The 14026-nt window shown below is 36.4% G+C and carries 15 protein-coding genes; 8 read left to right on the top strand and 7 right to left on the bottom strand.

Annotation, left to right across the window (positions count from 1 at the left end; genetic code table 11):
• Positions 1–534, top strand: a 534-nt coding sequence (locus tag ACJMLH_RS10455) for a DALR anticodon-binding domain-containing protein (RefSeq protein WP_405277436.1), incomplete at its 5' end; no start/stop codon positions are given.
• Between the two features lie 75 nt (positions 535–609).
• Here ACJMLH_RS10455 and ACJMLH_RS10450 read toward each other — a convergent pair.
• Genes ACJMLH_RS10450 through ACJMLH_RS10440 form a run of 3 tightly spaced genes read right to left on the bottom strand, consistent with a single transcriptional unit; the run spans position 610 to position 2916 of the window.
• Complete coding sequence (locus ACJMLH_RS10450) at positions 610–1143, bottom strand: nitroreductase family protein (RefSeq protein WP_405277434.1); 534 nt, start codon at positions 1141–1143, stop codon at positions 610–612.
• A complete protein-coding gene (locus tag ACJMLH_RS10445) occupies positions 1140–1556 on the bottom strand; it encodes a MarR family winged helix-turn-helix transcriptional regulator (protein ID WP_405277432.1) in 417 nt (138 codons plus the stop codon). Before ACJMLH_RS10445 ends, ACJMLH_RS10450 begins: the two co-directional genes overlap by 4 nt.
• Positions 1546–2916, bottom strand: a complete 1371-nt coding sequence (locus ACJMLH_RS10440; protein ID WP_405277430.1) for an MATE family efflux transporter — start codon at positions 2914–2916, stop codon at positions 1546–1548. Before ACJMLH_RS10440 ends, ACJMLH_RS10445 begins: the two co-directional genes overlap by 11 nt.
• Before the next feature lie 218 nt (positions 2917–3134).
• On the opposite strand from ACJMLH_RS10440, the gene ACJMLH_RS10435 reads away from it, so the two are divergent.
• Positions 3135–3986, top strand: a complete 852-nt coding sequence (locus ACJMLH_RS10435; RefSeq protein ID WP_405277428.1) for a hypothetical protein — start codon at positions 3135–3137, stop codon at positions 3984–3986.
• 107 nt (positions 3987–4093) lie between these two features.
• Here the strand turns inward: ACJMLH_RS10435 and ACJMLH_RS10430 are convergent, their stop codons facing one another.
• Entirely contained in the window at positions 4094–4678 is a 585-nt protein-coding gene (locus ACJMLH_RS10430; RefSeq protein ID WP_405277426.1) for a hypothetical protein, read from the bottom strand.
• Between the two features lie 125 nt (positions 4679–4803).
• Between ACJMLH_RS10430 and purD the strand changes: the two genes are divergently transcribed.
• On the top strand, positions 4804–6114 hold the full coding sequence (gene purD, locus ACJMLH_RS10425) for a phosphoribosylamine--glycine ligase (protein WP_405277424.1): 1311 nt from the start codon (positions 4804–4806) through the stop codon (positions 6112–6114).
• Positions 6115–6261: 147 nt separating this feature from the next.
• Positions 6262–7167: an ornithine carbamoyltransferase gene (gene argF / locus ACJMLH_RS10420; RefSeq protein WP_405277422.1), complete on the top strand. Its 906-nt coding sequence runs from the start codon at positions 6262–6264 to the stop codon at positions 7165–7167.
• Positions 7168–7173: 6 nt separating this feature from the next.
• Here argF and ACJMLH_RS10415 read toward each other — a convergent pair whose 3' ends face one another.
• Both ACJMLH_RS10415 and ACJMLH_RS10410 read right to left on the bottom strand, forming a co-directional pair.
• The gene (locus ACJMLH_RS10415) at positions 7174–7428 is read right to left on the bottom strand and encodes a zinc-ribbon domain-containing protein (protein ID WP_405277420.1); all 255 of its coding nucleotides are present in this window, start codon (positions 7426–7428) and stop codon (positions 7174–7176) included.
• Positions 7415–7720 (bottom strand): DUF2085 domain-containing protein, encoded by a 306-nt coding sequence (locus tag ACJMLH_RS10410; protein WP_405277418.1) that lies wholly within the window; start codon positions 7718–7720, stop codon positions 7415–7417. The genes ACJMLH_RS10415 and ACJMLH_RS10410 overlap by 14 nt, the downstream gene beginning before the upstream one ends.
• A gap of 127 nt (positions 7721–7847) precedes the next feature.
• Between ACJMLH_RS10410 and ACJMLH_RS10405 the strand changes: the two genes are divergently transcribed.
• From ACJMLH_RS10405 to ACJMLH_RS10395, 3 genes are read left to right on the top strand one after another with little or no spacing between them, the layout of a single operon-like run.
• The gene (locus tag ACJMLH_RS10405) at positions 7848–9542 is read left to right on the top strand and encodes an acetolactate synthase large subunit (RefSeq protein WP_405277416.1); all 1695 of its coding nucleotides are present in this window, start codon (positions 7848–7850) and stop codon (positions 9540–9542) included.
• Complete coding sequence (gene ilvN / locus ACJMLH_RS10400) at positions 9543–10028, top strand: acetolactate synthase small subunit (protein WP_405277414.1); 486 nt, start codon at positions 9543–9545, stop codon at positions 10026–10028.
• A gap of 1 nt (position 10029) precedes the next feature.
• Positions 10030–10557, top strand: coding sequence for a carbonic anhydrase (locus ACJMLH_RS10395; protein ID WP_067045224.1), 528 nt, complete (start codon positions 10030–10032; stop codon positions 10555–10557).
• Between the two features lie 172 nt (positions 10558–10729).
• Here ACJMLH_RS10395 and ACJMLH_RS10390 read toward each other — a convergent pair whose 3' ends face one another.
• Positions 10730–12910, bottom strand: a complete 2181-nt coding sequence (locus ACJMLH_RS10390) for a hypothetical protein (protein ID WP_405277412.1) — start codon at positions 12908–12910, stop codon at positions 10730–10732.
• A gap of 112 nt (positions 12911–13022) precedes the next feature.
• Between ACJMLH_RS10390 and ilvC the strand changes: the two genes are divergently transcribed.
• Complete coding sequence (ilvC, locus tag ACJMLH_RS10385; RefSeq protein ID WP_295610441.1) at positions 13023–14015, top strand: ketol-acid reductoisomerase; 993 nt, start codon at positions 13023–13025, stop codon at positions 14013–14015.
• Positions 14016–14026: the final 11 nt, after the last annotated feature.

Here is a 14026-nt window from a genome sequence, read left to right as displayed (position 1 = left end):
GCTGTTTTAAGGGCACACGATGAAATCAAATCAAGAAACCCTGATTTGACCGAAGAGGAAATCGCACCGATGGCAGAAGAGATTGGTGTTGGAGCTATCAGGTTCTTCATCGCAAAATTGTCCCCTGAAAAGCATCTTACATTCAAATGGGATGAGGCTTTAAGCTTTGAAAGAGGCTGTGCTTCAATTCAATATGCACACGCAAGGGCATGCAAGTTGCTTGCAAGATCAGGCAAGGATATCGCTTCTTTGGAAGTTGCCGATGACTGGGTTCCTAATGATTTTGAACAGGACCTTGTAAGGCAAATCGCCAAGTTCCCGCAGGTCGTTGAAGACTGTGCAAACAAAAAGAGAGTTCACAATATCACACAGTACTGTCAGGATTTGGCAGGTTCCTTCAACAAGTTCTACAAATCACAGCAGGTCATAGGTTCTGATGTTGAGGACACCAGACTTATTCTGGTTGACAGAGCCAAAACAACAATCAAAAATGCTTTAGATATTTTAGGTGTTTCAGCACCTCGCAAAATGTAGATGAGTAGTTTTAACTCATCTTTAATTTCTTTTTTTGACATTAACATCTACGATTAGTTGAACTAGATGAAAAAATTAATCCACAAAGTGGATGTAATCTTCTTTTCTTGGCAAAGGTTCAGGTGCTTCCATATCAGGATAGCCAAGTACTACATGGCCGATTCCTTCGTAAGTTTCAGGAATTCCCCATTCTTTCAGTAATGCTTTACCTTTCTCAGAGGCAAACTCGTCACGGGCTCTGTGAATCCAGCAGCTTCCCACACCAACTGCATGAGCTGCATTAACCAAAACCGCCAGCACGCTTGATCCGTCTTCAACATATGTTGGAAATTTGCTGTCGGCAAGCACGATTAAAAGTGTTTTTGCACCGTAAAATGGATCCATATCCTCCGGAACGTCAACCGGGAAAAAGCTTCTGTTCCATGCTGAAAATTCCTTGATGGTTTCTGGATTTTGAATTACGACAATTTTAGGGGACTGTGCTCCACGGCCTGTTGGGGCATATGTTCCTGTTTCGAGAATTGTTTTTAAATCCTCATCTGAAATCTGTTCGTCTTTGAATTTTCTGATACTTCTTCTGGTTTTCAAGTCTTCTATTGTTTGGTTCATATTAGTTCCTCACATATTTTTATTAGTAATTTTTGAAAATCTTCAAATTCTTTTTCACTCAGGATTTCTTTGATTGTTTCATCCCAGCTTTCATCATAATCCATTATTTTTTGAGCTATTTTTGCACCTTCAGGAGTCACATTTACAATCTTTTTTCTTTTGTCACGGGTTTTGACAATCAGTCCTTTCTTTTCAAGTTTATCTAGATTTCTTGTCACTGTGCTTTCATTGACGTGCAACTCTCTTGCTAGTTCCTCCTGGCTTATTGCTTTGTTTTTATAAGCTTTAATCAGCAGAGGATACAGGCCTGAACTGAGATTGACATCCTTCAGCTTGTCGTTGAGGTATGATGTCTGTTTTCTGTAAAGCAGGGAAACAAAAGGGGATGTTGGCATGTCGTTATCAAATGCCATTTTTCTCACCTTTGATTAACTTGTTGATGTAGAGCTCGATGCATGCATAACATATCAGGGAACCTATTCCTCCTCCGAGAAGCATTCCGCAGTATATTCCGAACTCTCCCATATGGAATGTAAATCCTAGAAGGTATGCGAAAATCAGCACCAGTATGAATTCCCTGAATGTTGTAAGTACAAATGATATGGTTCCCTTTCCGACTCCCTGAAATACGTTACCTGCACTGGCTCCGAACGGAACGTATAGGATAAATAGGCACATTATCTGCAGAAAACTGGTTATCATAGGAGCCAAATCAGCACTGCTTTTGGAGTATGAGAAGATAAATGCAATCTGGTTTGAAAATACATTCAGGATTATGCATACAATTATTGAAGCTATCAACGCCACCTTGACGGCATATCTTGCAGTGACCCTCAGATTTTCGTATTTCTTTGCACCGTATGCCACTCCTGCAACTGATATGGCAGCAGTTCCGACACCTATTGCAGGAACCATTCCGATGTTGATTATTCTCCAGCCTGCAGTATAAACGGCCACAGCCACAGGTCCGGATACTATTGTAAGCATGTAGTTTACAAAGATTGTCAGGACAGACAGCACCAGCTGCTCCAGACTTGCAGGAATACCTACAACCAAAATGTCCTTGTACATTTTAAAATCATTATGGAAGTCTTTAAAATCGTATGAAAGGTAGGTGTCCTTTTTAACATATATCCAGTAAAGCATTAGAAGCAGGCTTATGAACGGACCGAGAGCTGTTGCCAATGCGGCTCCCTTGATTCCCATTCCCATAGGGTAAATGAATATAGGGTCCAAAATCATGTTGATTATTGCAGCCAGAGCTATTGGAATGGTTGCTCTTTTTACGTCTCCTTCCGCTCTGAATGCCGCTCCTACAATTGGTGGCATTAATATTGCAAATGTCAGTGCGAATATGATGAATCCGTAATCCATTGCATAGCCTATTACGCTTCCGGCTCCCATCATCATGAGCATGGGTTTCATAAATGCGATGAATATGACTGATATGATTACTGAAACTATAAAGCTTAAAATGAGGTTGTGGATTGCTGCGTTGTTTGCCGAAGCCTTGTCTTCTGCTCCAATGTATCTTGATATCAGTGAGTTTCCACCGGCCCCGAGTCCGTTTCCGAAACCTACCAGAATCATAAACAGTGGTGTAACGTATCCCAGTGCCGCCAGCGGTTCTGCACCTAGTCCGGCTACCCAAATGCTGTCAATAATGTTGTTTACTAAAATCAGGAACATGCTTCCTATGATTGGTAGCGAAAGTTTATTGATTGCTTTTTTAGGATCTCCTGTAATCATTTCAATATTTTCATTCTTTCCCATAATTTACCTCACTCTTGCATATGCAATTATACTCTTGTATATGCAAGTGTTTGTATTTAAAGTTATTGGAGTATTCAGAAATATTGTTATAGCTATTTAATATTGATTTAAAGCTATTAAATTGCTTTAATTTATAACTACTCAATTTATATAGGATTTTAATCTAAAATATTCTTGTATATGTCGACATATCATATTTAATAAAATATGGTGAGAATATGTATGTTCCATTTGGTAAGGACACGTTGCAAAAATTATCGCTCATAGCCTTTGCACAAGCAATGTTGGCGATGATGGGCGATAAAAGAAAAGTAGTTAGATTCTATCCAACGGAGTTAATAATTCCAACATTTAGGCACCGATTCATGGATGGTGTACTGGAATTGGATGATGGAGTTTTGATCAATATTGAGTTTCAAACAGGAGATTTAACAGAAAAGTTTCTCCTTAGATGTGCTCAATATGCAGTTAATCTGAGAGTAATCAGTCGTAAATTTGTTGAAACAAGTATAATATCCACTGGAAATAGAAACAAATCAAAACTAATTGCATTCATCTCGAAATTCTTCATTTTTAAGCCAAAGATTTTTTTCTACTCTGAATATGATGGATTGGAAATCTTAAATAATATCAAGGATAAAATAGAAAATAAAAAGAAATTGACATTACTTGACCATTATTATTTGGTATTCATACCATTCATGGGCAATGTTAATCAAGTTGAAGTAGCATTTGAAGTCTTTAGAATTGCAGATAATCGAGAATTGTTTTCTGCAGACGAACAATCGGAAATTAAAAAATGTCAATATGTTGTAGCTCAAATTGTTGCAAACGGTAATGAAAATTTATTCAATAGATTTTGGGAGATTATTATGTCGAACAATGATTTTTTAGTTAGATATGAGGAAAACTTAATTAGAGAAACTACTGAAAACGTTACTCAGCAGGTTACTGAGCAGGTTACTAGGGATGTTAGTCGAAACATTGCTAAAAATTTCAAAGATATTCTCAGTGATGAAGAAATAGCTAAACGTACTGGGTTATCTCTTGAAACAGTTAAAGGACTTTAATCTTTTTTGTTTGGATTTAATTGGAAGTAATTTTCCAGTTAGATTCATCTTAATTTTAAATTCAAAAAAATAGCTAAACAATTTTAAAAAAAGAATAAAAAAGATGGCTATTCAAGACTGCCATCCACGACATTTGGTTTGTTATTTTTAATGTAGTCTTCGGAAATACCCTTATTTTGACCGCTTTGAATTATATCGGAACCTTCACTTGATTCGCTACTGCCTGAATCGGAATATGTGGAAGAATATGAATCATCACTACTATATTCTGCGCTACTATCCTCATAGGCATAATTATCAGTCGAATTTTCTGAAGTTCCATCATTAATTATTATCCTTTGATTGGCGGAACATCCGTTGTGCTTATCGTCACCACCATAACTTACGGACACAGTATAATTTCCGGAATTCTCATCTTTTAAGATTAAACTTCCTCTTCCCTGGTCATCTGTAGTTATTGTGAAATTTTGTGTTTCATTAACACCAGTGAATGTAATTTTTATTTCCTGATTTGAAAGAGTCCTTTCCTGTGCATCAACAAGTTCAAACTCTATCTGATTTCCATTTTTTAAATTGCTCCCTGATAAAAAATTGATTTGTGTATCGGTTTTAATGCCTGTTGAAAATGAAACAAGCCCAACAAGAGCAATTAAAACAATAATTATAAGAGCAATTATTATTTTTCTATCCATTAAAAATCACCTTGTATTAACATATTGTTTACGATTGTATATATACTATAAGGATACAGTCATCATACAAAAAATAATTATAAATATTTTTAAATACATATCTTAAATCAATAGGAGAATTTATTATGAAAGTTTTAGTTGTTGGAACTGGTGCCCGTGAACATGCTATTGCCGATGCTCTAAAAGATGATGTGGAATTATATTGTTATATGAGCAAAATTAACCCTGGAATGTCTAAAATTGCAGAATTTAAGCAAGGAGATGAAGGGGAAGTTGAAAAAGTAGCACAATATGCTGTTGAAAATGATATTGAAATCGCATTTATTGGTCCTGAAGCTCCACTTGGAAAAGGAATTGTGGATGAGCTTCAAAAAAATGGAATCAAATGTGTCGGACCAACACAAAGTGCGGCAAGAATTGAAACTGATAAATCATTCATGAGAAAACTCTTTGAAGATTACAAAATCGAAGGTTCACTCGTTTACAAAGTATTTGATAACTCTGAAGACGTTTCCAAATTTTTAGATGAATTTGACCGTGATGTTGTTGTAAAGCCTGTCGGTTTAACCGGGGGTAAGGGAGTTAAAATTGTAGGTGACCACTTGAAGGACAATGAAGAGGCAAAAGAATACTCATGTGAAGTTATTGACAATGTAATGGGTGGATTTGCTCAAGTAATCATTGAAGAAAGATTGATTGGTGAAGAATTTACCATCCAGGCTTTTTGTGATGGTGAACACCTAGCTCCAATGCCTGCAGCACAGGATCATCCTCACGCTTTTGAAGGGGATGTCGGTGCAATTACTGGTGGAATGGGTTCATACTCTGATGTTGGAGGATTATTGCCATTTTTATCTCAGGAAGATTATGACAAGGCAGTGGAAATCATGAAAGAAACTCTTAAAGCTATTGCTGAAGAAACTGAACCGTACAAAGGAATCCTGTATGGTCAGTTCATGCTGACTGCCGATGGTCCAAAACTCATTGAATACAATGCAAGATTTGGAGATCCTGAAGCTATGAATGTATTGCCACTTCTAAAAACCCCGTTGGTTGATGTGTGCCAAGCTATTGTTGACGGAACCTTGGATGAAGTGGAATTTGAAGACAAGGCAAGCGTATGCAAATACATTGTGCCTGACGGATATCCTGAAACCGAATACGCTGGAGAACTTATTGAAGTAGACGAAGAAGCCATCGAAGATTTAGGTGCTAAAGTATTTTATGCTGCAGTAAGTCAGGAAGACGATGGAATTCATCTGTCCGGTTCAAGGGCATTAGGTATTGTAGCCAGTGGCGAAACCATTGAAGAAGCTGAAAAAATAGCTGAAAAGGCATGTGAATTTGTTAAAGGTAATGTTTACCACAGAAGAGATGTTGGTACAACAGAACTCGTCAACAAACGTGTTGAACACATGAAAGAAATTTTAAACTAAATTTCTTTTCTTTTTTTTTAATTTTACATTATTATCTCTTGCATCGCTATTTTGGATACATGCTATCACAACAAAATTCATAGAAACCTTTAATATATATCTTTTACAAATATCTTTTTTTATAATGTTTATAAAGGGGATTTAGTAATGGGTAGTTTATTGTCTATCAGTGACATTAAAGATGATGTGAAATACATTTTGGATTTGGCTATCAAAATAAAGGCTGGAGAAGTTGAAGACAAGCCTCTTGAAGGCAAAACATTAGCTATGATTTTCCAGAAGTCATCAACAAGGACAAGGGTTTCTTTTGATGTTGGAATGTATCAGCTGGGTGGAAGGGCAATCTTTTTGTCCTCTAATGATTTGCAGATGGGAAGAGGAGAGCCAATTTCAGATACTGCAAAGGTCTTGAGTCGTTTCGTTGATGGAATAATGATAAGAGCCATAAAACATTCAGACGTTGAAGAGTTAGCTAAATATTCCGATGTGCCCGTTATTAATGGCCTTACAGATTTGGAACACCCCTGTCAGGCTCTTGCCGATATGTTGACAATCAAAGAACATTTGGGTGATTGGGAAGGCAGGAAAATCTGTTTTGTAGGTGATGGAAATAATGTATCTAATTCCCTATTGCTTATTGCTCCATTGCTTGGTATGGATATGTCCCTTGCATGTCCTAAAGGATATGAACCTTGTGAAAGTATTTTAAAAACAGCTCAGGAATATGCTGAAGAATTCAACACTGAAATAACCATTACTGATGATATTGGTGTTGCATTGGAAAATGTTGATGCGGTATTTACCGACGTTTGGGTCAGCATGGGTGATGAAGCTGAAAAGGCTCAAAGGGAAATGGATTTTGCACCGTTTCAGGTAAACAAAGATTTAATGAGTTTAGCTAATGATGGAGCTATTTTCTTGCACTGTCTGCCTGCAGTCAGGGGTCAGGAAGTTACAGCCGATGTTATTGATGGTCCTCAATCCGTGGTTTATGATGAAGCGGAAAACAGGATGCATGCACAAAAGGCCCTTTTATACTACTATTTAAAATAGATTTTTCTATAAAGATCCGATGATTGCAAACACGATAAAAATTACGATTATACATAAGCAGCAACTTATCCAGTCACTATTGCCATTATTTTTTGAACTTGAAGAGGTTGTAGTATGTTGATGACTGGTATTTTGCTGATGGTTGCGAGCTTCTAAAACCTCCACTTTTTTAACGGTCTCTTCTTTTCTAAGTAATGCGCCACAATTTCTACAGTATTTAGCTTCATCCGGATTTTCTTCACCGCAGTTATAACAAAACATTAAAAACCCCTCTTATTATTATTTTTAGAAATATTATTAAACCTATTCCACCTATAAAGCCTGTGATGAATCGTATGGTATTTGTACTTTCTCTTGGACCGAAATACTGTGTAAAACCATCAATAGCTACAGGTATCATCAATATCATGGAAATTAACAGAGTATTGATGTCATGATGAAGTTCAAAGAAGCAGTTCCAGATTAAAAACACCAATAAACCGGTGTAAAACCCTGTGCATCTGGCGCAAACAGGAAACTGATGACCTTTTATGAAAAAACTCCGTTCAGGCATTCTATGACAAATATATTTCGTTAGTTCCATATTATCATCACAATTTTAGTACATTAATATTATTTCAATAATTATATATATTTTTGTATTCAAAAGTAAATGTATAATATATAAAAAGGTTATTAAGATGAGAGGCGGAGAAGCGATAATTGAATCCCTCAAAAATATGGGGGTAAAAACAATATTTGGTTATCCTGGTGGACAAACCATACCATTCTATGACATGTTATATGATGCAGATTTGGATCATATATTAGTTAGGCACGAACAATGCGCAGCTCATGCAGCAGACGGATATGCAAGGGCTTCAGGCAAAGTTGGTGTGTGTTTGGCAACTTCAGGTCCTGGTGCAACAAACCTAGTCACCGGTATTGCAACTGCATACATGGATTCTTCTCCAATTTTGGCTATAACTGGACAGGTTCCTACTCATTTGATTGGTAATGATGCTTTTCAGGAAGCAGACATTATTGGAATTACAATGCCTATTGTAAAGCATTCATATCAACCGAAAAATCCGGATTTAATTCCTTCAATGATTAAGTCCGCTTTTGAAATTTCTGCAAGTGGAAGACCTGGACCAGTACTTATTGATGTTCCAAAAGAAGTTCAAGAAGGTGAATTGTCCAAGTTTGATGATTCTTTAATTGATACACCAGGCTATAATCCAACCACAAAAGGAAATATTAGGCAAATTAAAAAAGCTCGCGATTTAATCAGGCAAGCTAAAAAACCGTTGATTTTGGTGGGCGCTGGTGTAATCATTTCCGGTGCATGTAAAGAATTAAAAGAGCTTGCATACACAATAAATGCTCCTGTAATGACTTCACTTTTAGGTAAAGGGGCTTTTGATGAGACTGATGATTTGGCATTGGGAATGTTAGGTATGCATGGAAGAAAAGTCTCAAATGATTCAATCAACGAATCCGATTTATTGATAGCTATCGGTATAAGATTTTCAGACAGGACAACCGGTAGGCTTGACAGTTTTGTTCCTGACACTAAAGTTATTCACATTGACATTGATCCTGCAGAAATAGGCAAGAATGTGGATGTTGATTTACCGATTGTAGGAGATGCCAAAAATATTTTAGGTTCACTCAATACACTTTTAAAAGATTATAATGCATCAGATGATGTAAATGCTTGGACAGACATGATTAAGCAAAGAAAAGTTGAATTACTTCCAAGAGTAACATATGATGATGTACCGTTAAAGCCGCAGACTGTCATTAAGGAAATTTCAGAAGTTTTGACTCCGGAATCCATACTGACAACTGATGTCGGTCAAAACCAGATGTGGGCGGCACATTTCTTTGACACACAAAAGCCGCGCAAATTTATTTCATCAGGAGGTCTTGGAACCATGGGATTCGGATTCCCTTCAGCTATCGGTGCAAAGGTTGCATGTCCTGATGATCCTGTTGTATCAATAAACGGAGACGGCGGATTTCTGATGGTCTGTCAGGAATTGGCTACCGTTCGTGAATATGATATACCTGTAATTGCAGTTGTTTTGGAAAACAGAACTTTGGGAATGGTATATCAATGGCAAAGTTTATTATATAATGAAAGACACTCCCAAACCCTGCTTGGAAACAGTCCTGACTTTGTTAAACTGGCTGAAAGTTTTGGTGTTAATGGAGTAAGAATTACAAAGCCTGGTGAAACCAAAGAAGCACTGTCTTCAGCAATAAAGGATAACGAGCCAATCTTATTAAATGTTGTAATAGACTCTGAAGAGGCACTGCCTATGCTTCCTCCCGGAGCAGGAATAAATGAAATGATTGGTGAATATAAACTGGAAAAGGATGTGATTTAAATGGATAAAAAGTATCATGTCATTTCAACATTGGTGGAAAATAAACCGGGGGTTTTACAGAAAGTGGCAGGAATGTTCAACAGGAGAGGTTTTAACATTGATGGGATTACTGTTGGAGTATCTGAAGTTGAAGGACTGTCCCGTATGGTAATTACTGTTCATGCAGACAGGAAAGGTTTGGAACAGGTTACAAAGCAACTTAATAAATTAGTTGATGTTGTCAAGATTAAAGATATTACTAAAAATGCTGTCAAAAGGGAATTGTGCCTTATTAAGGTCCATGTTCCTAATGAAAAGGCAAGAGCAGAAATAATGCAGTATACCAATATTTTCAGGGCGAACATTGTTGATGTTACAGAAGAAACATTAATAATTGAACTTACTGGAGATATGGAGAAAATTGATGCATTCATATCTTTATTGAAAGGTTACGGAATCAAAAAGATTTCACGTACCGGCCTTACTGCTATGGCAAGGGGGGTATAGGATGACTATATTAGAAAATGTTTTAGAAGATAATAAGAAATTTGTTGAAAATTTTGAAGGCGAAGAAATGTCTCACCATGCACAAAAGAAATTAGCTATTTTAACCTGTATGGACTGCAGATTAATTGACTTTTTCGAACCTGCTTTAGGTCTTGAAAGAGGAGATGCAAAAATAGTTAGAAACGCTGGTAACTCTATTGTTGGTGAAGACGCAATTAGATCAATCGGTGCAGCTCTTTACAATTTAGGCTGTGAAGAAGTATTGGTTGTTGGTCACACTGAATGTGGTATGGCTGGTGCAGATGCTGAAGCTTTAAAAGAAAAAATGCTTGCTCGTGGCATTGCAGAAGAAGACATTGCCAAATACGATTTGGCTGAATGGATTGGCGGATTTGAAGACGAAGAAGAAAACGTTAAAAATGTTGTCGAAAAAATCAAAAACCACCCATTGATTCCTGATGTACCAGTACACGGTCTCATAATCGATATCGTAACAGGTGAGTTGAAAGTTTTAGTAGATGGTTACTAAATCCATCTATTTTCTTATTTTTTTACATTAACGATTGACATTTAACTTTTTTAAGATTTTTTAAAAGCAGGACATGCATATCCCGCTCTTGTTTTAGGTTTTGATTTTCAAAAGGTTAGTGTTAATGTAAGTGAGGTTTGAAATTTCACATACATTAATGCAGAAGTTAATGTTATCTGATTGTTATTTTGCTTTTGGCGGATATTTTGTAGTTGCCGTTTGCAGATGAAATCACAACATTGTGACTGCCCACTTTCAATGATTTGGTGTTGAACTTAGCTATTCCTTTTGAATTGGTTTTAACAGTTTTTGTTAAATGTTTTTTACTGGTATAAACTTTAATTTTAATTTTAACGTTTGAAACAGCTTTTTTAGTTGCCCTGTCTTTAACGGTCACTTTGAAATATTTGGATTTTTTGAACTTGTTTGTTACTTTCGGTGCTTTTACAGTTGTTTTAATTTTGTCAACTGTTATTGTGGTTTTTTTGCTGAATGAATCCTCTGCTGTTATTGTGACTTTATGCTTTCCGACTGCAAGATTTTTAAGTGTTTTCAATGTTGCAGTTCCATTTGATTTAGTGATTACAGTGTATTTTTTATATTTTTTCCCTGTAAACACTTTAACGGTTAATTTAAAACCATTTAGCGTGGAATTGGTTTCATTGCTGTTTAGTTTGATTTTTAAATTGCCTCTGTTTCCATATGTGGTTGTTATGGCAGGTGCAGTGATGCTTATCGGAATTGATTTCACGTTCAGCTCAATGATTTTGCTGTAGACATGGGCTCCAAACGGCTCCGGAGTGAATATAAGAAGTTTTACGTTTCCTCTTTTTTGAAGTACATATTTTACTGTTCCGTTTTCATCGCTGTAGTCATTGAAGGTTTCATTTGTTGAGAGGTCTTTTATGTTGATGCATTCGTCTTCAAGTGGATTTCCCTTGGAATCTATTATGGTAACTATCAATTTGTCTCCAACTGAATATAGCTCTTTTTCATCTATCAACAGCTCGTCAATATTATTTGCATCAATATCCTTCACATCAAGTTCTGTTCTGGCACTGCCGTTAATCAGGTAACATTTTTCAAAATCAAAACTGCTGTTGTAGTTTTTAAATATTTCAGATGCTTTTTCATCATGGGTAAGATTTGTGTTTTTCACAATGTTTCCTGTGTGCAGCAAACGCATTTTTGTTTTGTCAAGATTTGCATCAGTTATTGTAATGTCTGCAAATATTGAATCGATAAAACAGCTGTTAAAACTTGAATCTGTAATGTTAAGGACAGATTTTCTGGAATTCATTCCCTCATCGATTTTAAGTTCACAATCATCAAGTTCACAGTTTGCAATAGCTATTTTGTTTCCTGATGAGAAATATCCTCCCCTAAAGCTCATTGTATCGTTGATGAAATATGAGTTTCGGGCATTTATAATTGGGAAGAGATAGTCGATGTTTAAGCCGAAAAGTGATGTGGAATTTAAAGTTATATCTGATGAGCCTCCTTTCCAGGAACCGTATGTGAAATTGCAGTCATCGATATTGACGGTATAGTAGGATAGTTCAAGATCGGATTTTGAAAAATTGCATCCTGATATGTTCACTGTATTGATCAGTTCGAATCTGGAACCGCCTGCGATTGCAATGTATGTGCTTAAAAACAGATTTGATGATGTGATACTTGAGTTTTTGAATTCACAGTCTTCGATTTTGCTGCAGTCAGCTGTGTAGTCGTCTGGAAGCCATCCCTGCGGAATTTTGGTTTGGATTGCTGAGTTTATAAAAACGGAATTTTTGTAGGCGTTGTCCAGTTCATAGTTTGTCACTGTTGAATTGATGAAATTACAATCGATAAAGTCCATTTTATGCCATTCGATTATGTTGATGTTTGTGAATGTCATGTTTTTTAACGTGATGTGTTTTCCCGTGTTTTTAATTTCATAGCCAGTCCTACATATGCCGTGACTTAATTCCGGTTCTTCTTCATTTTCGACACAGTCGAAGTACAGTGATGTGTTTTTCCCGTTAATTACAGTTCCGTCAGTTCCTTCAAAATTCAAAGATTTGTTTAAAGTAATTTCCCTATTTCCGGAAAGGTCATATCTCTTTCCTTCCAGTTTAATGGTATCGTTTTCAGCTGCATTGTCTATCATGTCCTCAATCTCATCAAAGCTTCCATCATCTGCCAGTGTGGGGGAATCATCAGATGAGGGGTTGACATTTTCAATAGATATTGCACTGTCTTCACCAGCGGATACGATACCTACTATCATGAATAAGATAAATGTCAGTACAGCTAATCTTAAAATTTTGTTCTTGATAGTATCACCTGTACTAAATATATTAACTGTATACATTTTAAACATTAGCCTTTTAAGTTACTTTTATAAATGTAGAAATTCATAACTATTAATTGATATTTTATTAGATATCTTAATTTTTATTAAATTATAAAAGAGATGATTTTAAATGAAGATGTATTACGATGCAGATGTAAATACAGATGCTCTTGAAGGAAAAACCATTGCAGTAATCGGTTATGGTTCCCAAGGAAGAGCACAATCTAGAAACATGGCTGACAGTGGAGCTAATGTTATTGTTGGTGTAAGAGAAAACGGTAGTTCTTGGAACTTAGTTAAAGAAGATGGAATGACTGTAAAAACTATTGAAGATGCAGCTAAAGAAGCTGATATCATTCACATTTTACTTCCTGACGAGACCCAAGAAAAAGTCTACAACGAACAGATTGCACCATATGTCGAAGCTGGAAACACTATTTCATTCTCTCACGGTTACAACATCCACTTCGGTTTAATTAAACCTGATGAAGATGTAAACATTGTAATGTTTGCACCAAAAGGACCTGGATCCATGGTAAGAAGAACTTACGAAGAAGGATTTGGTATTCCTGGTCTTGTTGCTGTTGAACAAGATGCAACCGGTGACGCATTGCAGTTAGCATTAGGTATGGCAAAAGCTTGTGGCCTTACCAAAGCTGGTGTTTTGGAAACTACCTTCAAAGAAGAAACTGAAACTGACTTGTTCGGTGAACAGACAGTTTTATGTGGTGGTATCACTGAATTAATCAATGCAGGATTCACTACTTTGGTTGAAGCAGGTTACCAACCTGAAATCGCTTACTTTGAAACCTGCCACGAAGTAAAACTCATCGTAGACTTAATATACGAAAAAGGATTTGCAGGAATGTGGACAGATGTAAGTAACACAGCAGAATATGGTGGATTAACCAGAGGTAATAGAATCATTACCCAAGAAGCAAAAGACGGTATGAAACAGGTATTGACTGAAATCCAAGATGGTACCTTCAAAAAAGAATGGCATGATGAAAATGTCACCGATGGAGCTAACTTAAAAGAAATGAGAGCTGCTGAAGGTAAAAAAGACATCGAAATTGTTGGTGAAAGATTAAGAAAAGCTTGTGGATTACAAAAAGACGATTAAGCGTCTTTTTT

It is taken from the genome of Methanobrevibacter sp., from assembly GCF_045116495.1.
Taxonomy (GTDB): Archaea; Methanobacteriota; Methanobacteria; order Methanobacteriales; family Methanobacteriaceae; genus Methanocatella.
The sequence above is the reverse complement of the archived record's forward strand: the minus strand, read 5'-3'. Positions and strand labels throughout refer to the sequence as shown.

Coding starts and splice junctions, on each gene's coding strand:
- ACJMLH_RS10450 (WP_405277434.1), bottom strand. CDS start 1,143: ATGAACCAAACAATAGAAGACTTGAAAACCAGAAGAAGTATCAGAAAA.
- ACJMLH_RS10445 (WP_405277432.1), bottom strand. CDS start 1,556: ATGGCATTTGATAACGACATGCCAACATCCCCTTTTGTTTCCCTGCTT.
- ACJMLH_RS10440 (WP_405277430.1), bottom strand. CDS start 2,916: ATGGGAAAGAATGAAAATATTGAAATGATTACAGGAGATCCTAAAAAA.
- ACJMLH_RS10435 (WP_405277428.1), top strand. CDS start 3,135: ATGTATGTTCCATTTGGTAAGGACACGTTGCAAAAATTATCGCTCATA.
- ACJMLH_RS10430 (WP_405277426.1), bottom strand. CDS start 4,678: ATGGATAGAAAAATAATAATTGCTCTTATAATTATTGTTTTAATTGCT.
- purD (WP_405277424.1), top strand. CDS start 4,804: ATGAAAGTTTTAGTTGTTGGAACTGGTGCCCGTGAACATGCTATTGCC.
- argF (WP_405277422.1), top strand. CDS start 6,262: ATGGGTAGTTTATTGTCTATCAGTGACATTAAAGATGATGTGAAATAC.
- ACJMLH_RS10415 (WP_405277420.1), bottom strand. CDS start 7,428: ATGTTTTGTTATAACTGCGGTGAAGAAAATCCGGATGAAGCTAAATAC.
- ACJMLH_RS10410 (WP_405277418.1), bottom strand. CDS start 7,720: ATGCCTGAACGGAGTTTTTTCATAAAAGGTCATCAGTTTCCTGTTTGC.
- ACJMLH_RS10405 (WP_405277416.1), top strand. CDS start 7,848: ATGAGAGGCGGAGAAGCGATAATTGAATCCCTCAAAAATATGGGGGTA.
- ilvN (WP_405277414.1), top strand. CDS start 9,543: ATGGATAAAAAGTATCATGTCATTTCAACATTGGTGGAAAATAAACCG.
- ACJMLH_RS10395 (WP_067045224.1), top strand. CDS start 10,030: ATGACTATATTAGAAAATGTTTTAGAAGATAATAAGAAATTTGTTGAA.
- ACJMLH_RS10390 (WP_405277412.1), bottom strand. CDS start 12,910: ATGTATACAGTTAATATATTTAGTACAGGTGATACTATCAAGAACAAA.
- ilvC (WP_295610441.1), top strand. CDS start 13,023: ATGAAGATGTATTACGATGCAGATGTAAATACAGATGCTCTTGAAGGA.